This window comes from Noviherbaspirillum galbum, assembly GCF_010974945.1.
GTDB classification, from domain to species: Bacteria; Pseudomonadota; Gammaproteobacteria; order Burkholderiales; family Burkholderiaceae_D; genus Noviherbaspirillum; species Noviherbaspirillum galbum.
This window is the reverse complement of the sequence record NZ_JAAIVB010000010.1, coordinates 18,608-43,808: the sequence shown is the minus strand read 5'-3', so window position 1 is coordinate 43,808 and position 25,201 is coordinate 18,608. Positions and strand designations below refer to the sequence as shown.

28 protein-coding genes are annotated in these 25,201 nt (G+C 64.1%); 23 read left to right on the top strand and 5 right to left on the bottom strand.

Going from position 1 to position 25,201, the window contains the following annotated elements; genetic code table 11:
* The first annotated feature begins 6 nt into the window (after positions 1-6).
* The 3 genes from G3574_RS28050 (at position 7) to G3574_RS02755 (ending at position 2,020) form a co-directional block, all read left to right on the top strand.
* Positions 7-474, top strand: a complete 468-nt coding sequence (locus tag G3574_RS28050) for a hypothetical protein (RefSeq protein ID WP_205609639.1) — start codon at positions 7-9, stop codon at positions 472-474.
* 139 nt (positions 475-613) lie between these two features.
* Positions 614-1,057, top strand: coding sequence for a DUF411 domain-containing protein (locus G3574_RS02760; protein WP_163960485.1), 444 nt, complete (start codon positions 614-616; stop codon positions 1,055-1,057).
* Positions 1,058-1,201: 144 nt separating this feature from the next.
* On the top strand, positions 1,202-2,020 hold the full coding sequence (locus tag G3574_RS02755; protein WP_163960484.1) for a substrate-binding periplasmic protein: 819 nt from the start codon (positions 1,202-1,204) through the stop codon (positions 2,018-2,020).
* A gap of 42 nt (positions 2,021-2,062) precedes the next feature.
* Here the strand turns inward: G3574_RS02755 and hpaI are convergent, their stop codons facing one another.
* Positions 2,063-2,872 carry a 4-hydroxy-2-oxoheptanedioate aldolase gene (gene hpaI / locus G3574_RS02750; protein ID WP_163960483.1) on the bottom strand — a complete coding sequence of 270 codons (810 nt, stop codon included), beginning with the start codon at positions 2,870-2,872 and terminating at the stop codon, positions 2,063-2,065.
* Between the two features lie 157 nt (positions 2,873-3,029).
* On the opposite strand from hpaI, the gene G3574_RS02745 reads away from it, so the two are divergent.
* The 8 genes from G3574_RS02745 to G3574_RS02710 are packed head-to-tail and all read left to right on the top strand — an operon-like array spanning position 3,030 to position 10,203.
* The gene (locus G3574_RS02745; protein WP_163960482.1) at positions 3,030-3,689 is read left to right on the top strand and encodes a TorD/DmsD family molecular chaperone; all 660 of its coding nucleotides are present in this window, start codon (positions 3,030-3,032) and stop codon (positions 3,687-3,689) included.
* Positions 3,690-3,702: 13 nt separating this feature from the next.
* Positions 3,703-3,912, top strand: a complete 210-nt coding sequence (locus tag G3574_RS02740; protein WP_163960481.1) for a transcriptional initiation protein Tat — start codon at positions 3,703-3,705, stop codon at positions 3,910-3,912.
* A gap of 35 nt (positions 3,913-3,947) precedes the next feature.
* Complete coding sequence (locus G3574_RS02735; RefSeq protein WP_407941593.1) at positions 3,948-6,833, top strand: formate dehydrogenase subunit alpha; 2,886 nt, start codon at positions 3,948-3,950, stop codon at positions 6,831-6,833.
* 21 nt (positions 6,834-6,854) lie between these two features.
* Positions 6,855-7,535 carry a formate dehydrogenase FDH3 subunit beta gene (fdh3B, locus tag G3574_RS02730; RefSeq protein WP_235952948.1) on the top strand — a complete coding sequence of 227 codons (681 nt, stop codon included), beginning with the start codon at positions 6,855-6,857 and terminating at the stop codon, positions 7,533-7,535.
* On the top strand, positions 7,532-7,831 hold the full coding sequence (locus G3574_RS02725; RefSeq protein WP_235952946.1) for a hypothetical protein: 300 nt from the start codon (positions 7,532-7,534) through the stop codon (positions 7,829-7,831). The genes fdh3B and G3574_RS02725 overlap by 4 nt, the downstream gene beginning before the upstream one ends.
* Positions 7,800-8,945 (top strand): formate dehydrogenase subunit gamma, encoded by a 1,146-nt coding sequence (locus G3574_RS02720; RefSeq protein WP_205609638.1) that lies wholly within the window; start codon positions 7,800-7,802, stop codon positions 8,943-8,945. Before G3574_RS02725 ends, G3574_RS02720 begins: the two co-directional genes overlap by 32 nt.
* A 1-nt stretch (position 8,946) precedes the next feature.
* Complete coding sequence (locus tag G3574_RS02715) at positions 8,947-9,738, top strand: hypothetical protein (RefSeq protein WP_163960479.1); 792 nt, start codon at positions 8,947-8,949, stop codon at positions 9,736-9,738.
* Between the two features lie 21 nt (positions 9,739-9,759).
* The gene (locus G3574_RS02710; RefSeq protein WP_163960478.1) at positions 9,760-10,203 is read left to right on the top strand and encodes a DUF3305 domain-containing protein; all 444 of its coding nucleotides are present in this window, start codon (positions 9,760-9,762) and stop codon (positions 10,201-10,203) included.
* Positions 10,204-10,241: 38 nt separating this feature from the next.
* Here G3574_RS02710 and G3574_RS02705 read toward each other — a convergent pair whose 3' ends face one another.
* Positions 10,242-10,412, bottom strand: coding sequence for a hypothetical protein (locus G3574_RS02705; protein WP_163960477.1), 171 nt, complete (start codon positions 10,410-10,412; stop codon positions 10,242-10,244).
* A gap of 467 nt (positions 10,413-10,879) precedes the next feature.
* Here G3574_RS02705 and G3574_RS02700 point away from each other — a divergent pair, with 467 nt between their 5' ends.
* Positions 10,880-12,001, top strand: coding sequence for a PEP-CTERM sorting domain-containing protein (locus G3574_RS02700; protein ID WP_163960476.1), 1,122 nt, complete (start codon positions 10,880-10,882; stop codon positions 11,999-12,001).
* Between the two features lie 13 nt (positions 12,002-12,014).
* Here the strand turns inward: G3574_RS02700 and G3574_RS02695 are convergent, their stop codons facing one another.
* Positions 12,015-12,209 carry a hypothetical protein gene (locus G3574_RS02695; protein ID WP_163960475.1) on the bottom strand — a complete coding sequence of 65 codons (195 nt, stop codon included), beginning with the start codon at positions 12,207-12,209 and terminating at the stop codon, positions 12,015-12,017.
* 57 nt (positions 12,210-12,266) lie between these two features.
* Positions 12,267-13,616 carry an MFS transporter gene (locus G3574_RS02690; RefSeq protein ID WP_163960474.1) on the bottom strand — a complete coding sequence of 450 codons (1,350 nt, stop codon included), beginning with the start codon at positions 13,614-13,616 and terminating at the stop codon, positions 12,267-12,269.
* Positions 13,617-13,767: 151 nt separating this feature from the next.
* Between G3574_RS02690 and cyoA the strand changes: the two genes are divergently transcribed.
* The 11 genes from cyoA to G3574_RS02635 all read left to right on the top strand — a co-directional run bounded on the left by cyoA (position 13,768) and on the right by G3574_RS02635 (position 23,206).
* Positions 13,768-14,889 carry a ubiquinol oxidase subunit II gene (cyoA, locus tag G3574_RS02685; protein WP_163960473.1) on the top strand — a complete coding sequence of 374 codons (1,122 nt, stop codon included), beginning with the start codon at positions 13,768-13,770 and terminating at the stop codon, positions 14,887-14,889.
* Positions 14,889-16,898, top strand: a complete 2,010-nt coding sequence (cyoB, locus tag G3574_RS02680) for a cytochrome o ubiquinol oxidase subunit I (RefSeq protein ID WP_407941592.1) — start codon at positions 14,889-14,891, stop codon at positions 16,896-16,898. Before cyoA ends, cyoB begins: the two co-directional genes overlap by 1 nt.
* On the top strand, positions 16,891-17,574 hold the full coding sequence (gene cyoC / locus G3574_RS02675) for a cytochrome o ubiquinol oxidase subunit III (protein WP_163960471.1): 684 nt from the start codon (positions 16,891-16,893) through the stop codon (positions 17,572-17,574). Before cyoB ends, cyoC begins: the two co-directional genes overlap by 8 nt.
* Positions 17,571-17,963, top strand: coding sequence for a cytochrome o ubiquinol oxidase subunit IV (gene cyoD / locus G3574_RS02670; RefSeq protein ID WP_163960470.1), 393 nt, complete (start codon positions 17,571-17,573; stop codon positions 17,961-17,963). Before cyoC ends, cyoD begins: the two co-directional genes overlap by 4 nt.
* A gap of 6 nt (positions 17,964-17,969) precedes the next feature.
* Positions 17,970-18,794, top strand: coding sequence for an SURF1 family protein (locus G3574_RS02665; RefSeq protein WP_163960469.1), 825 nt, complete (start codon positions 17,970-17,972; stop codon positions 18,792-18,794).
* Positions 18,795-18,821: 27 nt separating this feature from the next.
* Positions 18,822-20,165, top strand: a complete 1,344-nt coding sequence (locus tag G3574_RS02660) for an ATP-binding protein (RefSeq protein WP_163960535.1) — start codon at positions 18,822-18,824, stop codon at positions 20,163-20,165.
* Entirely contained in the window at positions 20,155-20,715 is a 561-nt protein-coding gene (locus tag G3574_RS02655) for a response regulator transcription factor (protein WP_163960468.1), read from the top strand. Before G3574_RS02660 ends, G3574_RS02655 begins: the two co-directional genes overlap by 11 nt.
* Before the next feature lie 81 nt (positions 20,716-20,796).
* Positions 20,797-21,111: a hypothetical protein gene (locus tag G3574_RS02650; protein WP_163960467.1), complete on the top strand. Its 315-nt coding sequence runs from the start codon at positions 20,797-20,799 to the stop codon at positions 21,109-21,111.
* Between the two features lie 81 nt (positions 21,112-21,192).
* Positions 21,193-21,735: a lactoylglutathione lyase gene (gene gloA, locus G3574_RS02645; RefSeq protein WP_163960466.1), complete on the top strand. Its 543-nt coding sequence runs from the start codon at positions 21,193-21,195 to the stop codon at positions 21,733-21,735.
* 9 nt (positions 21,736-21,744) lie between these two features.
* A complete protein-coding gene (locus G3574_RS02640; protein WP_163960465.1) occupies positions 21,745-22,410 on the top strand; it encodes an ABC transporter ATP-binding protein in 666 nt (221 codons plus the stop codon).
* Positions 22,397-23,206, top strand: coding sequence for an ABC transporter permease (locus G3574_RS02635; RefSeq protein ID WP_163960464.1), 810 nt, complete (start codon positions 22,397-22,399; stop codon positions 23,204-23,206). The genes G3574_RS02640 and G3574_RS02635 overlap by 14 nt, the downstream gene beginning before the upstream one ends.
* 30 nt (positions 23,207-23,236) lie before the next feature.
* On the opposite strand, the gene G3574_RS02630 is transcribed toward G3574_RS02635, so the two are convergent.
* The gene (locus G3574_RS02630; protein ID WP_163960463.1) at positions 23,237-25,153 is read right to left on the bottom strand and encodes a CocE/NonD family hydrolase; all 1,917 of its coding nucleotides are present in this window, start codon (positions 25,151-25,153) and stop codon (positions 23,237-23,239) included.
* Positions 25,154-25,201: the final 48 nt, after the last annotated feature.

Here is a 25,201-nt window from a genome sequence, read left to right as displayed (position 1 = left end):
CGGGACATGGCCGGCGAATCCGGCCGGCGGAGGCAGGGCGTCAGCCAGGCGGACGCCGGGAACGGGTTTCCAGGTCATGGCGGACGGTGGCGCCGCGGCGCCAAGGCAGCACGCAGCACAGGCACTGCAATAATCGCTTTTCTGCGCGCTCTTGTGCGGACCCTTGTGGGCATGGCCGGTATCGGAAACGGATTGATCGGCGTCCGTTGGAGCCATGCCGTGATGATGGCCATCCATCGCCTGGTCATGCTGGTGATGCATCATCGTGGTTTCATGCCGCTCCGGCCCGCAAGATGCCTTGACGACCGCGGCCATGCCCTGGATGGGCAAGGCTGCCATCAACAAGCAAAGCAGGAAGGTCTTGAGAAATCCGGACATGGCGTCAGCGTGCTGCGGTGGAAATTTTCCAGTTCGTCGAATGATAAGCCTTCCCATGGGGGGAAGGTCAAGGCCAACCGTCCCTGGTGCGCGTGATGGATCGCCTTGGGCCGAACCTCGATATGTCAAAATGGCGCTTGATGCGGATGACGCGTCGGCAACGACTGGACTGGCACCACGGCATTCACTGTCCCGCCGCCGAAGCGGCCCACCGGAGATTGACATAAAGGAAATCATGAAAAAGCATTTGATGGCCCCGGCCCTCGCCGCCGGCGTGCTGGCCGTGCATCTCGTGGCATCGGCGGCACAACCCGTGATCGAAGTGTACAAGAGCGCATTCTGCGGTTGCTGCAAGGAGTGGATCAAGCATCTGGAAGCGAACGGTTTCAAGGTGAAGGCGAAGGATGTGGAGAATCCTTCGGATTACCGCGAGAAGATGGGCATGCCCGACGACCTCGGTTCCTGCCACACCGGCGTGGTGCAAGGCTACGCGCTCGAGGGGCATGTCCCGGCCCAGGAAATCAAGCGCTTGCTGGCAGAAAAACCGAAGGCCAAGGGCCTGGCCGTACCGGGAATGCCGGTCGGGTCGCCCGGCATGGAAGGCACGCGCAAGGATGCTTTCGACGTCTTGCTCGTCGACAAGGATGGTAGGCACTCGGTGTACAAGCACTATAACTAAACACCTGCCTTACCCTTGCTTGTCGGTGCCCTCCTCGGACCTGTCGCGTTTTGGAACGAGGCAAAACGGAAGCGATAATGTTTGTTGACATTACTGTTTCCGCAACATAATTTGGCAGACAGATTCCACTTCTCCAGAGGTGACATGTCTGCCCCTTCCCGCCTCACGCCTGCAAGCTTGTCGTTTCCTGCATGCGCCTTGGTTGCCTTCCTTCTTGGTGGTCACGGCACAGCCGCCGCCGCGGACGCGAACATCAATGCCTGCGAGGATATCGGCGAGTGGCCGCCCTACACTTATCTCGAAAGAGAGAATGGCAAGCCGACGGCAAAAGTGACCGGCTTCGCCGTGGACGTGCTGCGGCAAATCTTCAAGGACCAGCCGGCACCGCCCGGCATAGAACTCCTGCCCTGGGCACGCTGCCTCAAGGAAGTCCAGAACGGAAGCCGTTACCAGATGGCGCTCAACGTCTCGTACAGCGACGAACGCGCGAAGACGTATCTGCTGTCGCAGCCTTATTACCTGACGAGCAGCAATGTCTTCTACTCGCGCAAGCATCATCCCGCGGGCCTTTCCATCCGCAAGCTGGCCGACCTGCAGCAGTTCAGGGTCTGCGGCGTCGCCGGCTACAACTACGAGACGTATGGACTCAAGCCAGGTATGGTGGACCAGGGCACGCAGAATTTCCCTTCGCTCATCAGCAAGCTGCACGCGGGACGCTGCGATCTCTTCATCGAGAAGTACGAGGTCATGGCGGGGTTTTCCGCCATCGGCCAGCCACTGCTCTCGGACCCGGATCTCGGCCGGGCAACGCTGGAAGGCGTGCCGCCCACCGCTTTCCACATGGCGGTGTCGCGGGATTATCCGCAAGGCGAAAAGCTGGTCGCCCGCATCAACGATGGCATTGCAAGCCTGAAGGCGTCGGGCGCGATGGACCGGATGCTCCGCCGGTATTTCTCCCACTAAGCAATTAAGCGACTAAGCGACTAAGCAACCAATCGGCGTTCCTCAGTAAACGCTTCCGCCGTCCTGCCGCGGCAAGGCGGCCTCGGCGTCCGCACCCGCGCGGAAGCCGCGCATCAGTTCACGCGCGGCCCTGGCAAGCAGGCTGACATCCACTCCCGTCGCCACGAACAGGCAACCCATGTCGAGGTAACGCCTCGCTTGCAGCGGGTCGCTGGTGAGGATACCCGCCGCCTTGCCCGTACGCACGATCCTCGCTACCGCGTCGTCGATGGCGGCCTGGACTTCCGGATGCCCGGGCTGGCCGCGATGGCCTAATGACGCCGACAGATCAGCCGGCCCGATGAACACCCCGTCCACCCCGTCCACCGCGCAAATCTCTTCCAGGTTCTGCAATGCCGTGCGCGACTCGGCCTGCACCAGCAGGCAGACGTTGTCGTTGGCATGATCGACGTACCCCCTGCGCAGACCCCACAGCGAAGCGCGTCCGACGGCAGCGCCTTCGCCGCGGCTGCCTTCCGGCGCGTATCGGGTGGCATGCACCAGGCGCCTTGCCTGCTCGGCGGTATCCACCATGGGAATGAGCAGCGTTTGGGCGCCGATGTCCAGCAGCTGCTTGATCAGGGCGGGATTGCCATCGACGGCGCGCACGACGTGATGGGAGGGATAGGCAGCGAGCGCCTGCAGTTGCGCCAGGATGCGCGGCACGTCGTTGGGAGCGTGTTCGCCATCGACCAGAAGCCAGTCGAAGCCCGCAGTGGCGCATACCTCGGCGGTATAGGGCGACGCCAGCGACAGCCACAACCCGATCTGTGCCTTGCCGTTTCGCAAGGCCTCTTTGAAACCGTTGTTCATGGAATCCTTCCTGAGCCATCAGGTGATGAAAGATCCAGCGCAAAAACCGCGCCAGTGAGGGGAAATCAAGGAACCAAGCGTCTGGGCGCTCATCCAAAAATCATCTTGCCAACATGGTATCTCATTCCCCTGAATGGACCGCGACCCTTTGCGTGTCATGCAGCGCGCTTCCTTCCGGCCTGACGTTTCCGAAGTGGACGCGGCGCGGGCGGACTGGTATGCCTTGCTTTCCCATCTTTTCCTGGCCCCTCCTTCCCCTTCCCTGCTCGATGCGCTGGCGCAAAGCCATGACGCGGAACTGCCGCTGGACAGCGGCGTGCTGGCCGTGGCAATGAATACCTTGTCGGCGGCCGCGCTTGCCTGCGACGCGCGGGCTGCGAGGGAGGAATTCGATGCGCTGTTCGTCGGCACCGGCACGCCGCTGCTGAATCCTTACGGGTCCTTGTACCTGTGCGGTTTCATGATGGACTTCCCGCTGGTGACCTTGCGCGAGGACTTGTCCGGACTGGGCCTTGCACGTAGGACAGGCACCTCGGAGTCCGAAGATCACCTCGGTCTGCTGTGCGAAACCATGCGCGTGCTGATCATCGGCGCGCCGCCGTTTCCGCCGCAGCCACTATCCTTGCAAATGGCATTCTTCGAGCGGCATATCGCGCCCTGGACGAAACGCTGCCTTGCCGATATCCGGAACGCCGGACCGGCGAACTTCTACCGCGTCGTCGCCGACGTGGCAGACCTGTTCTTCGATGTCGAGGCGGAGGCATTCGCCTTCGAAGACACGGTGCTTGCCCGGGACGATGCCGTTTCCCTGACCTGAAGGATAAACATCCATGAACGCGACTCTTTCCGTCTTCCGCCAACGCCGGCGCAGCCTGCTGCTTGGTGCGGCGCTCACGCCCGCGGCCGTCCTCGCGGCCGACATGCGCCAGGTCCGGCCGGCTGCGCCGCTGCCGTCCGCTTCCGAAGCGGAAGAACCGCAAAGCGGATATCACGAGACCGAGCATATCCGCACGTACTACCGATTGGCGTCATTGATGTAGCAGCGGCCTGTCGGCCTGCTCGAAAGGAGAATCAAGTGACCTTGCTGCGCAAACGTGGTAATCCGGCCGCAAGGCAAAACGGCGGCAATCGTTTCGCTCATCATGGCGGCGCATGCGCCGAAGGAAACACCATGAACCGGCGTTCCTTCCTGCTGCGCGCCGGCATCATCGGCGGTGCGGGCCTGGCAGCCAGCCGCCTTCCCATGCAGGCGATCTCTCCCGCCGAGGCCATCGAAGTCAACGTTCCTCCCGACGGCAAGGTGGAGGTCAAGCACACCGTCTGCAGCCACTGCTCCGTCGGCTGCTCGGTGGAAGCGGTTGTGAAGAACGGCGTCTGGATTCGGCAGGACACGGCATTCGACTCCCCGATCAATCTCGGCGCCCATTGCGCCAAGGGCGCCTCCGTGCGCGAGCATGGCCATGGCGAAAACCGCCTGCGTTATCCGATGAAGCTGGTCGATGGCAAGTACCAGCGCATCTCCTGGGACCAGGCCATCGCCGAAGTGGGCGGCAAGCTGCTGGAGATCCGAGAAAAGTCGGGACAGGATGCCGTCTTCTGGATCGGCTCCAGCAAGCATAACAACGAGCAATCCTACCTGCTGCGCAAGTTCGTTTCGATGTGGGGCTCTAACAATTGCGACCACCAGGCCCGCATCTGCCATTCGACCACGGTAGCGGGCGTCGCCCAGACCTACGGCTATGGCGCGATGACCAATTCCTTCAACGACCTGCACCACAGCAAGGCGGTATTGTTCATCGGGTCGAATCCGGCGGAAGCGCACCCAATCTCGATGCTGCACTTCCTGCATGCCAAGGAACTGGGCGCGAAGATGATCGTGGTCGATCCCCGCTTCACCCGCACCGCGCGCTTCGCCCACCATTACGTGCGCATCCGCCCCGGCACCGACATCGCCTTCGTGTGGGGAATGTTGTGGCACATCTTCCAGAATGGCTGGGAGGACAAGGAATACATCGCGCAGCGCACCTACGGCCTCGACGAGGTCCGCAAGGAGGTCGCGAAATGGACGCCCGACAAGGTGGCCGATGTCACCGGCGTGCCGGAATCGGCGGTCTTCAAGGCGGCCGAGATGCTGGCGACCAACCGCCCGTCCTCGGTAGTCTGGTGCATGGGCATCACCCAGCACCATGTCGGCACCGCCAACGTGCGCGCGCTGTCCATCCTTCAACTGGTGCTCGGCAACATCGGCATTGCAGGCGGCGGCGCGAACATTTACCGCGGTCACGACAACGTGCAGGGCGCGACCGACGTCGGCCCGAATCCGGATTCACTGCCTGGCTACTATGGCATCGCGGAGGGAGCATGGAAGCACTTCGCGACCGTCTGGGGCGTGGATTACCAATGGCTGCTGTCCCGCTTCGCGTCCAAGGCATTGATGGAAAAGCCCGGCATGACGGTCTCGCGGTGGTTCGACGGCGTGCTCGAGCAAAAGGAATTCATCGACCAGCCTAGCCCGTTGCGCGCGGTGGTGTACTGGGGCCATGCTCCCAACAGCCAGACGCGCCTGCCCGACATGAAGGCGGCCATGCAGAAGCTGGACATGCTGGTCGTGATCGATCCCTATCCCTCGATGACCGCCGCAATGCACGGGCGCAAGGATGGCGTGTACCTGCTGCCGGCGGCGACGCAATTCGAGACCCAGGGTTCGTGCACCGCGTCCAACCGCAGCATCCAGTGGCGCGAGCGGGTTATCCAGCCGCTGTTCGAGTGCAAGACGGATCATGAAATCATGTATCTCTTCGCGAAGAAATTCGGCTTCGCGGATCAGCTCTGCAAGAACATCAAGGTGGCGAACAACGAGCCGGTGATCGAGGACATTCTCCGGGAGATCAACCGTTCCTGCTGGACCATCGGCTACACCGGCTGCTCGCCGGAACGCCTGAAGCTGCACATGCTGAACAAGCACACCTTCGACCCGACCACGCTGCGGGCGGAGTCCGGTCCCTGCAAGGGGGATTACTACGGCTTGCCATGGCCTTGCTGGGGCGCGCCCGAACTCAAGCATCCCGGCACGCCGATTCTCTACGACCTCTCCAAGCCGGTAATGGAAGGCGGCCTGCCCTTCCGCGCCAACTGGGGCGTGGAGCACGATGGTAAATCGTTGCTGGCCGGCGATGGCTCGACCAACAAGGGCAGCCAACTGGACGTCGGCTATCCGGAGTTCGATCACGTCTTCCTCAAGCGGCTCGGCTGGTGGAACGACCTGACGCCGGAAGAGCAGGCGCAGGCGGAAGGCAAGAACTGGAAGACCGACCTCTCGGGCGGCATCATCCGCGTCGTGATCCAGCATGGCTGCGCCCCCTACGGCAATGCACGGGCGCGCTGCCACGTCTGGAATTTCCCGGACCCGGTGCCGGTGCACCGCGAGCCCATCATGTCGCCCCGCCGCGACCTAGTGGCGCAATATCCGACCTTCGACAACAAGAAGGCGTTCTGGCGCCTGCCCACGCTTTACAAGTCCGTGCAGCAGGTGGACTTTTCCAAGGACTTCCCGCTGATCATGACGTCCGGCCGGCTGGTCGAGTATGAAGGCGGAGGAGACGAGACGCGCTCCAATCCCTGGCTTGCCGAACTGCAGCAGGCGATGTTCGTCGAGATCAGCCCGGTCGATGCGCGCCGCATGGGAATCGCGAAAGGCCAGTTCGTCTGGGTCGAGACGCCGAACGGCGCGCGCCTGAAGGTGCATGCCATGGTCACGCCGCGCGTGCCCGAGGGCCTGGTATGGATGCCGTTCCACTTCGGCGGATGGTGGATGGGCGAGGACCTCGTTCACCAGTATCCGGAAGGGACCGCGCCGCTGGTTCGCGGAGAAGCCGTCAACACCGGCTGGACCTATGGCTACGACGCGGTGACGATGATGCAGGAGACCAAGGTGTCCCTGTGCCGGGTGGTCAGGGCTTGAGCAGGCAGAACAGGAGATCCCATGTCCGCGCGAATGAAATTCATCTGTGACACCGAGCGCTGCATCGACTGCAACGGCTGCGTCACGGCCTGCAAGAACGAACATGAGCTGCCATGGGGGGTCAACCGACGGAGGGTGGTCACGATAGGCGATGGGGCGCCGGGCGAGCACTACATGTCCGTGGCCTGCATGCACTGCACCGACGCGCCCTGCATGGCGGTGTGCCCGGTGGACTGCTTCTACCACACGGAAGACGGCATCGTGCTGCATGACAAGGACCTATGCATCGGCTGCGGCTACTGCTCCGTCGCCTGCCCCTTCGGCGCGCCGCAGTTTCCGCAGAGCGGCGCCTTCAATCATCGCGGCAAGATGGACAAATGCACCTTCTGCGCCGGCGGCCCCGAACCAGACACCAGCGAGGCGGAGTTCAAGAAATACGGCCGCAACCGCATCGCTGAAGGCAAGCTGCCGGTGTGCGCGGAACAATGCGGCACCAAGGCACTGCTTGGCGGCGACGCCAATGCCATCGCCACCATCTATGAACGCCGCGTCGAGACGCGCGGCTACGGCCCCGAACTTTGGGGCTGGGACATCGCCTACAAACCAAGGAACGGCAAGCCCATCGAGAACAAGGGCGACGGCCCGCGGGTGAACCAGATGCCGGGAGCGTACCAGAACAATCCGAGGGAGCTGCCGACATGACGTTCCTTACCGTCCGCCATGTTCTTGCGGGCTCGCGGGGCTTGCGCATCCTGTTCCTCGCGCCGGCATTGTGCCTGCTAGGCGGCTGCCTGGAGGTCCAGCAGCATCCGGTCTGGCGCGACGGCAAGTACGACGGCAAGCCCGACGACCAGCATGAAGCGCGCCTTTTCCACAACGACAAGCTGGCCTGGCATGCGGCGATCATCAATCGCAACATGCACCAGGATGAATACAATCGCACGCGTGACGCGGGGGAGAGAGTCGATGTCTTGCCTGACAAGAAAGCCCAGCGCTAAGTTTGGCGCCAAGGCCGCAGCATCAAGCCCGGCCGCCATTCCCGGCTGGCTGCACCTGTTCGCCGCCATATGGCTCGCCGTTGCCCTAGCCTGCCTTGCGCGCCCGGCCGGCGCGGCGGTTCCCAACGAATCGGCCAAGCCGGCATACGCGGAAGAGCAGACTATCCTGCAATCCGAGAAGGACCAACCCGAGCCGGGCTTCAACTCCTCCGCCTCCGGGCGCCAGCATTTCGACCGGCACTACCTCATCTCACCGGGCCTCATGCCGGAACAGGATGTCATTCTCCAGCGCGGCGGGAATACCTGGCGCAACCTGCGCAATGGTGCGTTCTCCACCTTCGCCGGCATCGTGCTGCTCGTCGTGCCCTTCCTGATCTTCGGCTTCTACCAGGCGGTCGGTCCGGCTCGCGTCGAGCAGGGCGAATCCGGGCGCCGCATCACCCGCTTCACCGCATGGGAACGACTGGTTCACTGGACCACGGCAATTACCTTCATTGCGCTCGCGCTGTCCGGCATCGTCATCCTGTTCGGCAAGAAGATACTGATGAGCTGGATGGGACATGGCGCGTTTTCCTGGGTCGCCATCATCGCAAAGTACCTGCATAACTTCGTCGGCCCGCTCTTCATCGTCTGTTCGATCGCGATGTTCCTGACCTTCCTGCGGCGCAATGTCTTCCATCGCATCGATTGGGAATGGGTCAAGCGCGGCGGCGGCCTGGCGTCGCACCAGCACGTGCCAGCCGGATTCTTCAACGCCGGCGAGAAGGTATGGTTCTGGGGAGGCGTCGTGCTGCTCGGCCTGCTGATGTCTGTCACCGGATTGATGATGGACTTTCCTTATCTGCGCGACCTTGGCAACGGCATCGGCCTGACGCGTTACCTGCTGCAGATCGCCGACTACCTGCACCTCCTCGCCGGCACCATGTACATGGCCGCGGCGATGGGACACATCTACATCGGCACCTGGGGCACGCCCGGCGCCTACGACGCGATGCGCTACGGAACGGTCGACGAAAACTGGGCCCGCGCGCACCATGAACTCTGGTACCACGACGTGATGGGAAGCCATCCCGACGTGCCGCCGATGCCGCCTGCCGATGCGCGGAGGATCTGACATGCGTCCACCTAACGGATTCGTTCACCGTGTCCCGGCGCTTTGCCTGCTGGTGTTCTGCGCCGCATGCCAGCACGACGGAACCGAGGGCGCGGCGGCCAATGTCCGCAAGACCTCGTTCCCGGGGCAGGTCACGGCCGGCGGCGGCACGAGCGGTGAAGTGCTTGCGCGCGCTCAGGCTGCCGTACCCTCCGCAACTTCTGCAACTTCTGCACCTTCTGCACCTTCTGCGCCTCCATCACCTGCGGCATCCTCGGCACCCGCCCCTTCTGGCAATGTGCCGGCCGCGGCGAACGCAACGCCATCCAGCATGCCCGCCGGCACGCCGGGCATCCCCCAGGGGAACGAAGGCAATACTGGCGGCACGGCGCTGGGAGGCACGACCCCTGCCGGCGCGGCCTTGAAGAACCAGTCCTCGGACCAGGGCGCGAATCCCAAGTCCGCGTCGGGAGCGCAGCCCCCCGACCCGGCGGCCGCCAAGGCAAAGGCCGACGCACAGGCCGAACTGGAAAAGCAGAAGCTCGCGGAGTCCATGGAGCAGGTGGCCGCCCACTGGCGCGAACAGGCCAAGGCCAAGGGCTGGCAGACGCATCCGCCGGTGGCCGTGGCGCCGGTGAAAGGCATTTCAGAGTCCGCTTCCCCACCCGGCAAGGCTGGACAGGAAAAGACTGGCCAAGGGGCACCCACGCCGCCGGTGAAGAGCGAGAAATCTGGCACCGCTCCGCCCAGCCCGGACGCCAAGCCGGACAATCCGGTTTCCATCCGCGCGCCAGAGCAGCCCGCGAAGAAGTAAGCGAGTCGTCACGGAATCCGAATGCGTCTTGATCACCTTCCGATTGCAGTACTGATGCAGCGCCGGATTGCGCGCCACCCATGGGCACAAGATCATTGGGCCGCGGTCGGCGTGGTCCGCGATCCCAGCCAATCGAGCGCGCCGAAGGCATGGCGCGGCGAGGGTGGGCAGGATTACATGCTCTTGCCTGGACTGGAGCTGGAACTGTTCGCGGACGAGAACGAAGGATATTTCGAGAACTGGGCCGCCCCCGAGCCCAAGGTGTTCGTGATGTGGCGCCAAGAGAATGACCGGCCGGCGCCGGTACTTGCCTCTGTCAGTTATGTCGAGGGGACGAGGATGTTTGATTCGGGGGAAAAGGCGGATGGCGTTCGCATGCCGGTGGACATTCACGCCTGGCTGGGCGAATACCTGCGAGTGCATTACCAGCCCGGGGAGCGCAAGGGGCGGGGCCATCATGGATGAGAGGACTTGATTTAATCTGATGCGCCCGGCCAGGACAGTCAGCCTCGACCCTTCTTCCTGTCGATCGCCGCCAGCATCGCGCCGATGCTGGCCGGGGCCGTTCCCATGCTTCCCAGCAATGCGCCCGTTGCCGCTCCTGCTTCCGGGGACGCGCCGAACAGCGCGGCGAGGAGCGCACCCGACATGCCAAGCAGGAGTCCGCCTGCCATGCTGACCATCATTACCGGACGCACATGAGGCCACCAGGGCGTTCGTGCCGCCGGGGCTGGATTACGGTCGACGTTCTTCACGTGTCTCTCCCATTCGAACTTCACAGCTTGCTGAGTTGCAGCAAGGCATGATCGGTTCCCGTTTTCCGGCAACGATCAGCTTGTGTGCATGTTGAATTGTCAACGTTTAGGACATGTCCGTTCGTCGAATTGCTCAAGGATGGCGTTCGGAATCGCTGTTCTCCGATTTTTCCTTGCCCAGAAATTCCATGACGGCAGAAAAACTTGCCCTTGCCTTTGCAGGACCATGTTGACGAGGAGCATGTCGTCCTTTTTTACAAGGGAAGTTGCCATAGAGATTTGTCACATTGATTATTAAGGAATTTTCCCCTTGGCATAGCAGTTGCTAACCGTCATGTGGTTCTGCAGGGAATGATCTACCGCAAGGCTTTACCCAAGGAAAATCCATGATGCTCAAAGCACATTCCACGACGGTTCGACGCTGCGTTTTCGCTGCCGCCACCTGCGGCTTGACGGCCTCCCTGGCCTGGTTGTCCAGCGCCGGCAGCTTGTTGGCATCGGCGCATACGCCGGACAAGATCGCCGGGCAGCAATCCGCCGCGCCGCCCGAAACCCCTTCCCCTCAAGCCGCCGCACCGGCATCGCTGCAGCCTGCGCCGTCCGTACACGCATCGCCACCGCATGTACCCTTGCCCCTGGACCCGCTCGTGCCCGATCCGGCGTCCGGCGAATCCGTGTTTGCAGGTTCGGACCTTGTCCATTCGCCTCAAGCGTTCGAGAGCGGTGGACACGCAGACGCGATTGGCGATCTGCCGCCGCTCATGGCAATGTCCTCGCCGTCGTTCTTTTCCTTCGGCATGGCAGCGCAGGCGCCGGCAACGTCTGGATTGCTGGCACCCAAGCCTGGTGGCCAGATGAGTTCGAGCAAGGACGGTGCGACAGAAAGCAGCGGAACGGCGAATGACGTGGCACCTTCTGGTTCTGGCGGCAGTGGTGGCAACGACAGTGTCGTTGGCAGCCATGGCAGTACCGAACGTGGCGGCACGTCCGGCACCGGTCCGACCGGCACGGGGGCCGGCAGCGGCGGAACGAGCGCCAAGCCTGCAGGAAACGGATGGCCAGGCAGCGAGGCATCATCGCCCGCTGCTAATGAAGGTGCCCCCACGGTGGCACTAAACGGCGGCAGCGGCAGCGGTTCATCGGGTGAAAATCCGCCTAAGCGTGATGGCGGAGCTGCGCCCGATGCCGGCGAGAAAATAACAGACACGGGCAATGACGGCGCGCCGGGCGGCGGTCCGCTGTCGAGCCAGCCTGGCCCTGACCTTCTCGTGAAGGAAGTGTTGCAAGACCTGCTGGATCCTCAGCCGGAAACGCAGTCGAAGGCTTCCGACCTCGCCGCCAACGAGGATGACATTACCAGGCCGGGCAGCGGCCCCAACGCAAATCAGCTTGCCGCGCGGTCGGCCGATCCGGTACGCGTACCGGAGCCGTCCGCCCTGCTCCTGCTGGTTACCGGGCTGGCTTGGCTCGGCGCATCCCTGCTGTTCGGAAGACGCGCCGGCCGATGAACTTGGCGACGGCCTAGCGGCTGTAATCCCCGGCGGTGCCGACGTCATTCGGATTGCCCACCGGATTGGCGCTCTCGTTGCCGGCTGGTTGCCCTTCGCCCTGCTTGCCGGATTGCCCGTCCGGACGGTGACCAGATTCCTTGCCGGCCTTCTTGTCCTTTTCGTCCATGCCGCCGGCTTGGGCACCGGCCTGTGACTGGGATTGCATGAATCTCTCCTTCTGTCATCAATGGTCCTTAGACCCGAGACGGAAGAAAAATTCTTGTCAATCCTTCAGGTTGAGCATTCGGTTCAAGCTCAGCGCCGCCACCGAACTCGCGGCGCCCGACAGCAGGTAGAGCGAGACGAAGGCCAGTCCGAACTCGGCCGACAAGCCCAACGCCACCAGCGGCGCAAATCCGGCACCGACCAGCCAGCCAAGATCGGCCGTGAGCGCCGCGCCGGTGTAGCGGAATTTCGGCGAGAGGTTTGCCGTCAGCGCGCCTGCCGCCTGGCCATACGACAGGCCCAGCAACAGGAAGCCGACCAGCACGAAGGTATTCTGGCCGGCCTCGCCGCCGTCGATCAGCGTCGGCACGAATCCGCTATATACCGCGAGCAACACCGCGAGTCCGCCGAGCGTGGTGCGTCGGCCGAGGCGGTCCGCAATCAGGCCGGACATGACGATGCCCGCGGCCGCGAGCACGCCGCCGATGATCTGCACGTCGAGCACGCCGACGATGGGGCGCTTCGAATACAAGCTGATCCAGGAAAGCGGAAATACCGTGACCAGGTGAAACAGGGCGTAGCTCGCGAGCGCGGCAAGCGCGCCGAGGACGACCACGCGCCCTTCGGAACGGATCAGCTCGCCCACGCTCGCCGGCTGCAACTCGCGCTCTTCCAGCAGGCGCGTGTATTCGCTCGTCGACACCAGCCTCAAGCGCGCGAAGAGGGCCACCACGTTGATGGCGAAGGCGACGTAGAAGGGATAGCGCCAGCCCCAGTCCAGGAAGTCAGACGTGGCCAGGTTGGACATCAGGTAGGAGAACAGGGCCGCGGCAATGATGAAGCCGGTCGGCGCACCGAGCTGTCCAAGCATCGCATACCAGCCGCGGCGGTTTTCCGGGGCATTGAGCGCAAGCAAGGACGGCAGGCCGTCCCAGGAACCGCCCATCGCCAGTCCCTGGCTGATGCGGAAAGCGGAGAGCAGCAGGATGGCGGTGAAGCCGAGTTGATTGAAGGTCGGCAGGAAGGCGATGCCTGCCGTTGAGAAACCGAGCAGGAACAAGGCCACCGTCAGCTTCACCTCGCGGCCGAAGCGGCGCTGTATGCTCATGAAGAGCACGGTGCCGAGCGGACGGGCGATGAATGCGAAGGCAAACACCAGGAACGCATAGAGCGTTCCCTGCAGCGGTTTTTCGAAAGGAAAGAAGACCGCGGGAAAGACGAGGGCAGAGGCAATCGCGTAGACGAAGAAGTCGAAGTACTCCGATGCGCGGCCGATCACCACGCCGACGGCGATCTCGCCGGGCGAGATGTGGTCGTCGCGGGCATTGAGATTGCGGGCATCGCGCACGGCGGCGCCGGAAGCGGGATCGACTGGCATGTTGCCGTCATGAATCTGTGTGGTGGACATACGAAACGTTCCTGGGATTGAGATCGCAGCGACCCACATGGTAAGCCGAGATCGGCCCGAAAAACGCGGGTGGGACAATTTGTCCAATGCCCAAAGGGGGTCTGGAGCAGTAAAGTTCTGGAAAACTTGATCCAGATCCTTGACCCCAACCATGTCCCACATTAGAGCCCGCCGCCTGCCTGCGATGGCGGCGCTGCTGGCAACCCTGCTCCTGGCCGGCTGCGACACCATCGTCATGAATCCCTCCGGCGTCATCGCCGCCCAGCAGGCAACGCTGATCCGCGTCTCGACCGCGCTCATGCTGCTGATCATCGTGCCGGTGATCCTGCTGACGTTGTTCTTCGCCTGGCGCTATCGCCAGAGCAACACGTCCGCGCCGTATACTCCCGACTGGGATCACTCGACCGTGCTCGAACTCGTGATCTGGGGTGCGCCGCTGCTCATCATCATCGCGCTCGGGCTGATCACCTGGACCAGCACCCACCTGCTCGATCCCTACCGTCCGCTGCAGAAGGTCAATGCCCAGGGGCAGAACGTTCCCGTCGCCGCCAAGCCGCTCGACGTGCAGGTGGTGGCGCTCGACTGGAAATGGCTGTTCATTTACCCCGAGCAAGGCATCGCCACGGTCAACGAACTCGTCACGCCGGTCGACGTGCCGGTGCGCTTCTCTCTGACCGCATCGACCGTGATGAATTCGTTCTACATCCCCGCGCTGGCCGGTCAGATCTACGCCATGCCGGGCATGAGCACCAGCCTGCACGCCGTGCTGGACAAGCCGGGCCAGTACGAAGGCTTTTCCGCGAACTACAGCGGCGCCGGCTTTTCCAACATGCGCTTCCGCTTCCGTGGCGTGCCACAGGAGGAATTCAACGCCTGGGTTGGGCAAGTCAAAAAGGACGGCAACGCCCTGCAGAAGACCGACTACCTGGCACTGGAAAAACCGAGCGAGCGTGACCAGGTGCGCCACTATGCCAGCGTCGCCCCCGGCTTGTATGACGCGGTCGTCAACCGCTGCGTCGAAGCAGGCACGACGTGCATGAAAGACATGATGGCGGCCGATGCCATGCGCAACCGCGAGCCGGGCCGCCACGGCGAGCAGCAGCCGCGCCAGGATGCCGGCCAGCCCGTGCATGCGGAAGGCAAGGAAGAGGAATCCCGCCAGCACGAGGCCATGAAGAAACCGGAAGCGGATGGCAAGCCGCGTCCCTCAGGACTTGAGCCTGCGCCGAACGGCGCCACATCGGGCAAGACACACGACCATCACCACGAGTAATGAACATGCAAGCCCCTCTGGACATGAAAACGCTGCTTCTCGGCCGGCTCGGCTGGGATGCCATTCCCTACCATGAGCCCATCCTGATCGCCACCTTCGCGATGGTCGTGCTCGGCGGCATCGCCGTCCTCGCGCTTCTCACCCGCATGCGCCTGTGGGGTCCGCTGTGGCGCGACTGGATCACCAGCATCGACCACAAGAAGATCGGCATCATGTACATCTTGCTGGGCCTGGTGATGCTGCTGCGCGGCTTCGCCGACGCGCTCATGATGCGCCTGCAGCAGGCGGTCGCCTTCGGCGACAACGCCGGCTTCCTGCCGCCGCACCACTACGACCAGATCTTTACCGCGCACGGCGTCATCATGATCTTTTTCGTCGCGATGCCGCTGGTGACGGGCTTCATGAACTACATCGTGCCGCTGCAGATCGGTGCGCGCGACGTGGCCTTCCCCTTCCTCAACAACTTCAGCTTCTGGATGACCGCCATGGGCGCCGCCCTGGTGATGGTGTCGCTGTTCGTGGGCGAGTTCGCGAAGACCGGCTGGCTGGCCTATCCGCCGCTGTCCGGCATCCTGCAGAGTCCCGACGTAGGGGTGGACTACTACATATGGTCATTGCAGATAGCCGGCGTCGGAACACTGCTATCAGGCATCAACCTCATCGCCACCATCGTCAAGATGCGCGCTCCGGGCATGAGCATGATGAAGATGCCGGTGTTCACCTGGACCTCGCTTTGCACCAACGTGCTGATCGTTGCCGCCTTCCCGGTGCTGACGGCCGTGCTCGCCATGCTGTCCCTGGACCGCACGCTGGGCACGCACTTCTTCACGAACGACCTGGGTGGCAACGCCATGATGTACGTGAACCTCATCTGGATCTGGGGCCACCCCGAGGTGTACATTCTGGTGCTGCCCGTGTTCGGCATCTTTTCCGAAGTGGTTTCGACCTTCTCCGGCAAGCGCCTGTTCGGCTACACCTCGATGGTGTATGCCACGGTGGTGATCACCATCCTATCCTACCTGGTGTGGCTGCACCACTTCTTCACCATGGGATCGGGCGCGAGCGTGAACTCCTTCTTCGGCATCACGACCATGATCATCTCGATCCCGACGGGCGCCAAGATCTTCAACTGGCTGTTCACGATGTATCGCGGACGCATCCGCTATGAGCTGCCGATGATGTGGACCGTGGCCTTCATGGTGACCTTCGTGATCGGCGGCATGACCGGCGTGCTTCTCGCGGTGCCGGCCGCCGACTTCGTGCTGCACAACAGCCTGTTCCTGATCGCGCACTTCCACAACGTGATCATCGGCGGCGTGCTGTTCGGCCTGTTCGCCGGCATCAATTACTGGTTCCCGAAAGCCTTCGGCTACAAGCTGGATGCCTTCTGGGGCAAGGTATCGTTCTGGTTCTGGGTGATCGGCTTCTATGTCGCCTTCATGCCGGTGTACCTGCTCGGCCTGATGGGGGTCACCCGCCGCATGAGCCATTTCGACGATCCTTCCCTGCAGCCCTGGTTCCAGGTGTCGGCGGTCGGCGCGGCGATGATCGCGCTCGGCATCGCGGCGATGCTCGTCCAGTTCTATGTCAGCTTCCGCCGCCGCCATGCCCTGCGCGACGTGACCGGCGACCCCTGGGACGGCCGCACGCTGGAATGGTCCACGTCCTCGCCGCCGCCCGACTACAACTTCGCGTTCACGCCGAGGGTGCACGACAACGACACCTGGGCGGACATGAAGCGCAACGGCTACCAGCGGCCGATCGCGGGCTACGTGCCGATCCACATGCCGAAGAACACCGCGGCCGGCTTCATCATCGCCGCCCTCTCCGCCGCGCTCGGCTTCTCGCTGATCTGGCACATGTGGCTGCCGGCCGGCCTGTCCTTCATCGCGATGATGGCGTCGATCATCATCCATACCTTCAACTACAAGCGGGACTTTTACATTCCCGCCGACGAAGTGAACCGTGTCGAAAAGGCACACGCAGAAATGGTGGCAAGCTATGCATGACATGTCATTCAACCCCGCCATGGCCGGGGCCGCAGCCCTGAGCAGGCAGGACGACCGCGCGCCGGCCGAGGCAGGCCAGGCGCTCGACGGGAGCCGTTTCCATGTGGTCGAGCACCATCCGCACAATGGCACCCTGCTCGGCTTCTGGATCTACCTGATGAGCGACTGCCTGGTGTTCGCCTGCCTGTTCGCGGCGTATGCGGTGCTCGGCCGCAATTACGCCGGCGGCCCTTCCGGCGCGGAACTCTTCGACCTGCCGCTGGTGGCGCTCAACACGGCCTTCCTCCTGCTGTCGTCGATCACCTATGGCTTCTCGATGCTCGCCGCCCAAGGGCGCAGCAAGCCGGCAACGATGCTCTGGCTGGCGGTCACCGGCTTGCTCGGCGCCGCGTTCATCGGCCTGGAACTTACCGAGTTCGCGCACCTCATTCATGAAGGCGCCGGACCCCAGCGCAGCGGCTTCCTGACGGCATTCTTCGCGCTGGTGGGCACGCACGGATTGCACGTCAGCTTCGGCCTCGTCTGGCTGGTGACGCTGCTGTTCCAGCTCGGCAAGCATGGCCTGGTGCCGGAAAACAGGCGGCGCCTCACCTGCCTGTCGATGTTCTGGCACTTCCTCGACGTGGTCTGGATCGGCGTGTTCACCTTTGTTTACCTGATGGGAGTGCTGCCATGAGCGAACGGCAATTCAACCCGACCGACAGCGTCGACCATGGACATGGCCATGAAGAAGAAGGCATCCACGTTTCCCTGAAGGACTATGCCGTCGGCTTCCTGCTCTCGGTCATCCTGACAGCCATCCCCTTCTGGCTGGTGATCGGCAAGGTGTTCGACAAGTCCAGCACCACGGCGCTCGTCATCCTCGGTTTTGCGGCGGTGCAGATCGTGGTGCAGATGATCTACTTCCTGCACCTGAATTCGCGCGCGGAGAATGGCTGGACCATGCTGTCGCTGATCTTCACCGCGGTGCTGGTGGTCATCATGCTTTCCGGCTCGATCTGGGTGCTGTACCACCTCAACACCAACATGATGCCCGGCATGCACCACCAGATGGGCGGCATGTAAGCGGCAATGGCCAGGGGACGCGATCCGCAGCGGCCTGACGACGGACCGTCCCCGCGTCCACGCTGGCAAGGCGCGCTCGCCGGCATCCTGCTGCTCGCCGCCTTTGCGGCGTTCGTTACCCTGGGCAACTGGCAGGTGCGACGCTTGGCGTGGAAGAACGACCTGATCGCACGCGTGGACAGCCGCGTGCATGCCCTTCCCGTCCCCGTGCCGGCGCGCGACCGCTGGGCCGCCATCACTGCGGCGTCGGACGAGTACCGGCATGTCCGCGTGGCGGGACGCTTCCTTCATGGCCTCGCCACACGGGTCGCCGCGACGAGCGAACTGGGAAGCGGCTACTGGATACTGACTCCTCTGGTCGCCGACGATGGCAGCGTGGTGCTGGTCAACCGCGGCTTCGTCGCCCAGGATGCGGCAGGTTCGGTCAAGCCGGCGTCGGGCGAAACGGCCGCCGAGGTGACCGGCCTGCTGCGCCTGTCCGAACCGGGCGGCGGTTTCCTGCGCGCCAACGATCCCGGCGCGGGACGCTGGTATTCGCGCGACGTGCCGGCAATCGCTGCCGCCCGCGGCCTGGCGAGCTTCGGACCGGTCGCCCCCTACTTCGTCGATGCCGACGGCAACGGCCAGGACCCTGCCAGCGCCGCGCCGGGCGTGCCCGTCGGCGGGCTGACCGTCATTCATTTCCATAACAATCACCTGATGTATGCCTTGACTTGGTATGCTCTTGCCTTGATGACCGCGGCTTGCGGCGCCTGGCTGGTCCGCCGCCGGGGTACGCGGCGCGCGGCGGCCGGCGTCCGTGCGGCACGCGGCGGACAAGGGCACAACTGACGAAACCGAGGAGCTGGCATGTCGGGCATGGCGCAGGAGGAAGCGAAGCCGATCAAGGGAGACGGGTTTTCCGCCAGCTGGATGGCTGGGGTGGAGCAGGCCGCCGGACACCGCAACATGCTGCCCCTGATCGAGCTGCGCTGGGTCGCCGTGGTCGGCCAGGTCACGACCATCAACATCGTCACGCTGGTGTTCGGCATCACCCTGCCGCTGCTGCAGATGTACGGCGTGCTCGCCTGCCTGATCGCCTTCAACATCTTCAGCCACCGGCGCTGGCGAAGCCGCCGCGCCGCCAGCAACCGCGAGATGTTCCTTGCCCTGCTGGTGGACGTTGCCAGCCTGACGGCCCAGCTTTACTTCAGCGGCGGCGTCACCAATCCCTTCGCCTTCCTCTACCTGCTGCAGGTCGTGCTGAGCGCGGTCCTGCTGCGCGCCTGGTCGACCTGGACGATCACCGCCATCACGATCTGCTGCCTGGGCGGCCTCTCGGTGTTTTCCACGCCGCTGGAGCTGCCGCTCGATGCCGGCCAGTCTTTCCCGGCTCTGTACATCGAGGGCATGCTGATCTGCTTTGCCTTGAATGCGGTGCTGCTGGTAATGCTGGTGCGCCGGATCATCGGCAACCTGCGCGAACGCGACGAGCAGCTTGCCGCCCTGCGCCAGCGGGCGGCGGAAGAGGAACATATCGTGCGCATGGGGCTGCTTGCGTCCGGCGCGGCGCATGAACTCGGCACGCCGCTGGCGACGGTGTCGGTCATCCTGGGCGACTGGCGCCGCCTGCCGGAGCTTCAGGGCAAGCAGGATCTGCAGGAGGACATCGCGGAAATGGAGGCCCAGCTTCAGCGGTGCAAGGCCATCGTCAGCGGCGTCCTCAGGGCGGCCGGCAAGACGCGCGGCGAGTCGTCGTCCAAGGCCATGATCTCGCGCTTCCTCGAAGACCTTGCGAAGGAATGGCGGGATACCCGTTCCCCGCGCAAGTTCGCCTTCGAGAACCGCCTCTATCATGACTTTGCCATGGTCTACGATTCGACCCTGAAGCAGATGATCATCAACGTGCTCGACAATGCGCTCGAAGCTTCGCCGGAATGGGTGCGCTTCGAGGCGGCGCGCGAGGCGGATACCCTCAAGCTCCGGGTCGAGGATGCGGGCCCCGGTTTTCCGCCGGATATGCTGGAACGCTTCGGCACGCCCTATCAGTCGAGCAAGGGCCGGCCCGGCCGCGGGCTGGGCCTGTTCCTGGTGGTGAACGTCGCGCGCGCCCTTGGCGGCAAGGCCACCGCGCGCAACCGGCCCGAAGGCGGCGCGGTCGTCGAGATCGCCCTGCCGCTTGCGGCCATCACCCTCGAACAGGAGGCGCGCCATGCCGTCTGAAAGCCATCCGGACCAGCGGGGCGAACGCCTGCTGATGATCGTGGAAGACGATGCCGCGTTCGCACGGACGCTGGGGCGTTCCTTCGAGCGCCGCGGCTATGCCGTGGTCACCGCTTCCAACCTCGAGGATCTGCAATCGGTGCTGCAGCAGAAGACGCCAACCCATGCCGTGGTCGACCTCAAGCTCGATGGCAGCGCGTCGGGCCTTGCCTGCGTGCAAGCGCTGCATGAACGGGACGCGGACATGCTGATCGTGGTCCTGACGGGCTTTGCGAGCATCAGCACGGCGGTGGAAGCCATCAAGCTCGGCGCATGCCAGTACCTGGCCAAGCCGTCCAACACGGACGACATCGAGGCAGCGTTCGGCCATGTGGCAGGCAATGCCGAAGTTGAGCTGACCAACCGCTCCACGTCGATCAAGAACCTCGAGTGGGAACGCATCCACGAAACCCTGGCCGAGACCGGCTTCAACATTTCCGAGACCGCCCGCCGGCTCGGCATGCACCGGCGCACGCTGGCACGCAAGCTGGAAAAGCAGAGAGTGAAGTGAACGCGGCCGGATGCCGGGGCGGAAACTTAAGGTCGATGTTAATATCCCAGCCACATCCCCATTCCACGAAGAGGCAACGCGGTGACCTTCAGTTTCCGGCTCATGCGCGAGGACGACAGCCCGATGCCGGCCGTCGTCTTCGAGGATTCCACCAATCCCGGGCTGGTGCCGGTCTGGGACGCGGCCGGCGTCTACGACGCGCTTTACAACAGCGATGGACGCCAGGCGCGCGAGATCTCGCGCACCGTGGCCTACGGGCTCGACCGGCTGCAGCAGAGCGCGTCGCTCGCGAAGCTGGTGCCGCCCACGGCCACCCTGGACGAGGCCATCCGCTTCCTCGAAAACGTGCATCGCGGCTGTACGATCCATCCCTCGGCGCGCGTCGCGACCGCATGACGAGCAATCTGACGAATGAGGCGAACCGCATCCATTGCCATGCAAGCCATCCTTGCCGGCGCGACTACATGAAGGACGACCATGCCATTTACGACTGAATCCTACCCCGGCGTAGCCACCGACCTCCCGCAGGCGACGCGCGGCTTCGTGCTGAACCATTCCATGCTCAGGGTCAAGGATCCGCAGATATCGCTTGCCTTCTACACGCGGGTGCTCGGCATGCGCGTCTTGCGCAAGCTCGACTTTCCGGAGATGAAATTTTCGCTCTACTTCCTCGCGCGCATGCAGGACGGCGAGCAGGCGCCGGAAGATGCGGGCGAGCGCACTGCCTGGACGTTCTCGCAGCGCGGCATCCTGGAGCTGACCCACAACTGGGGCACCGAATCCGCCCCGGAATTCCGCTACCACGACGGAAACGCCCAGCCGCAGGGCTTCGGCCACATCTGCTTTTCCGTTCCCGACCTGCAGGCGGCGGTGGCATGGTTCGACCAGAACGAGGTGACGTACGTGAAGCGGCCGGACCAGGGAAAGATGCGCAATGTGGCGTTCATCAAGGACCCGGACGGCTACTGGATAGAAATCGTGCAGGCGGACCTGCTGAAGCAGCTCGGCCAGCCCGGCTAGGCCATCGGCGTGGAAGGGGACGGCAAGGAATCCGCGCAGGCGGCGCTGCTTCGCGTCCGCGACCTTCGGTCCCGGATCGCCGGTCCGTTTTCATTCGACCTGCCGGATGGCGAGTGCCTTGCCGTGCTGGGTCCTTCAGGCTGCGGCAAGACGAGCTTGCTGCGCATGCTGGCCGACCTCGACGAGAATTCCGGCACGGTCATGCTTGAAGGCAGGGAGCGCGAATCCTGGGAAGCGCCAGCGTGGCGGCGGCAGGTCGCATACCACGCCGCGGAAGCGGCGTGGTGGCAGGTTCGCGTGGACAGTCATTTCTCCGCGGGCTCGCTTGAGTTCATGAGGGAAGAAGTGACGGACTGGATGGCAGCGCTCCGCTTGCCGAAGGACCTGTTGTCCGCGGAAGTGGGCCGCCTCTCTACGGGCGAGCGCCAGCGGCTCGCGCTGGTGCGCACGCTGGTGCGCACGCTGGCGCGCGCTCCAGCCATCCTCCTGCTGGACGAACCCACGGCGTCGCTGGACCAGCAATCCGTCGCCGGCGTGGAGCAGGTATTGCGGTACTGGCTGCGGCCGGGCCGGGGCATGGTCATCGTCACCCATTCCGAAGACCAGGCCGGGCGCATGGCGGGCGCGACGCTTCGCCTCGGCGGCAACGCAGCGGGCAGGCATGCATCCGGTTAGCCTGCACGCGTCCGACTTAGGCATCGCCGCACTCCTGGTGCTGCTGAACGCCGCGATCTCTCTCGCGCTCGACCTGCGCCTGCATCGCGGCATCCTTTGGTCGGCCTTGCGCATGGTGATGCAGCTGCTGCTGGTGGGACTGGTCCTGCGCACGGTCTTTGCGCTTGCCTCGCCCGCCGCCACCGCGGGCATCGGCATGCTCATGCTGGCGGCGACCGCGCGCGAGGTGGCGATACGTCCTTCGCATGCCTTGCGCGGCATGGCCGCGTACCGGCTTGCGGCGGTCGTGGTCGCGACGGCGAGCGTCATGACCGCCTTGCTGGCATTGCTGACGGCGATACGTCCCGACCCGTGGTACGAGGCGCGTTATGCCCTGCCCATCCTCGGTATCGTGCTGGGAAGCGTGCTGACCTCGGCCAGCCTCAGCCTGGACACCTTCCTGTCGACGGTGGTGCGCGACCGGCGCGAGATCGAAGCGCGGCTGGCGCTGGGGGAAACGATCCGGCACGCGCTCACCGGCCCGCTGCGCACCGGCATCCGGCGCGGCCTGATCCCGGTCACCAACCAGATGGCGGCGGCGGGCATCATTACCCTGCCGGGCACCATGACCGGCCAGATCCTGGCTGGCATGGACCCGCTGGAAGCGGTGAAGTACCAGATCCTGCTGCTCTTCCTGCTGGCCGGCGCAAGCGGCCTGGCGGCGGTCGGCGCGGTCTGGCTTGCGTCACGCGCCGTCACCGACGCGCGCCAGCGCCTGCGCGTCGACAGGATCATCCATCATGCTGCCGACGGATGATCCGGGTGCCTTGTTTCAGCCCAATGCACCTCAGTTCACGAAAGGCAGGCCGGCGGTGATGCCGCTGACGTTCACGTTGACCGGAAGCTTGGTGTAGTAGTTGAAGTACTGCGGATGGTAGCCGAACACTACGAGGCCGAGCTGGTCGGTGCCATGCAGGAGCATGCTCACGCCCGGCAAGGTGAAGTCATGCGCGCCGAAGCCGCGCACCGGCTGAACCTGGTCATGCACGAGCTGGAGCTGGCCGGAAGCCGTCTTGCGCGCCAGGCCGACGAACAGGATCGGCGCATTGTCGATCGAGCTGTTGAGGATGTCGGTGGCATCGATCGAGAAGTGCACCGTCGGCGTGCCGAACAATGAGCGGTCCCTGCCTTGCGCGGGCGCGAGCGGCACGAAGCTGCCTGCATCCGGCGCCGCAAAGGCTTTCATTGCCGGCTCTGCGAGCGTCGACGGGTCGTTGGGCTTGATCAGGCTCAGCAAGGGAGCCGGCGCGCCGGCAACGATGTTCTGCAAGGTAGCAGGCGTGGCCGGGAATGCGTCGCCGCCGCGCTTGACAAGAGGCGCGCCGGAGGGATTGCTGCCGAGCTTGGCGATCTCGTAGCACTGCCCTTCGGCGGTCTCGCCATAAGGACCGCTGGCGGCGTTGCCATCCTCGAGCACGGCGCGGACGTCGGGAACTGTCAGGTAGTCAGCGGAATAGCTGCCGTCGAGCCGTGAGTCGACCAGGTTCTGCGACAGGAAGGAAAACGCGAGGCGTGCGACCGGGATCGATCCGCCGCCGGGTCCGCGGCAGGCGATGTTCTCTTCCGTGAACTTCGATCCGCTGGTGCTGCTCACCAGGACGTCCGGATGACCGAAGCGCAAGGCCATGAGCTTGGAACGCGGATTGTTCTTGCGGAAGCATTCGAAGGACTGGAAGCCTTCGTTCAGGTTGAACAGCACGTCGTTCGACGACTGGATGAAGAAGGAGGGAATGCCCGGCTGCTGCATGTCGGGACTGTTGCCTTCGCAGTACGAGACCGGGCTGTGCTGGTACATCTTCTGGCTGAACTCGGGGCTGGTGCGGCCGGTGGTGTTGGCATCGACGAAGGCCTGGTAGGTAAAGGGCTCGGCGCGCCCGAGACCCGCCGCGCCGACGCCGACCAGCAGGGCCAGGTACTCGCTCTTGGGCATGTCGTACAGGCTGTAGCGCAAGTCGGCCCAGGTGGTGGTCGGTACGAGGGCATCGATGCGCTTGTCGACGCCGGAGCCGATCGTCTGGTAGCCGCCTCCGTAGCTGAGGCCGACCGCGCCGACGACCGGATCGGCGACGCCGTTCTTGTTCTTGCGGTAGGCGAGGCGCGGCAGGTTGGCTTGCGCCCAGTCGATGATGGCCTGCACGTCCTTTCCTTCGATCTTGGGATCCATCACGTTGGCGAAGCCGCCGGAGTCTCCAAAGCCGCGCTGGTCGAAACTGATCACATACCAGCCGCGCGTGCCCTGCTTGCCGCCCTGCGCCCCCGAGTCGAGCGCCAGCTTGGCGGTCTGCAGCGGGGTGTTGGCGAGATCGGCATAAGCGGTGGTATCGAGGTTGCGGGTCCGCTTGCCGCCCCAGCCATGTCCTTCGATGAGCAGGGGTGCGGAATTGCCGGCCGCGATGTTGGGCGTGTAGACCGTGAAGGCAATCACGGTGCCATCGGCCGACACCGTGCTGGCGTCGATGCGGCCGGCAGTGGCCGCCGGGGCGAGATCATTCAGGGGAGCCAGCGAGGCCTGGTCGACGCCGGGCAGCAGGCCGCTGGAATCGACCAGGGTGAGCTCGGGCGCGGCGCGGGAAACGCTTCCAGCGCCGACCGCGCTTGCGCCGGCAGTGTCACTGCCGCTCGCGCCGCAGCCTGCCAGCGCAGCGGCCACGCCAACAGCGCACAAGGTCTTGAGAGTGGTGAAGGTAGTAGTGCTTGTCTTCATGGGTGTCGTCTCCAGTCTGAATTGGATGGCCGGTATGCCAGCCTGCAT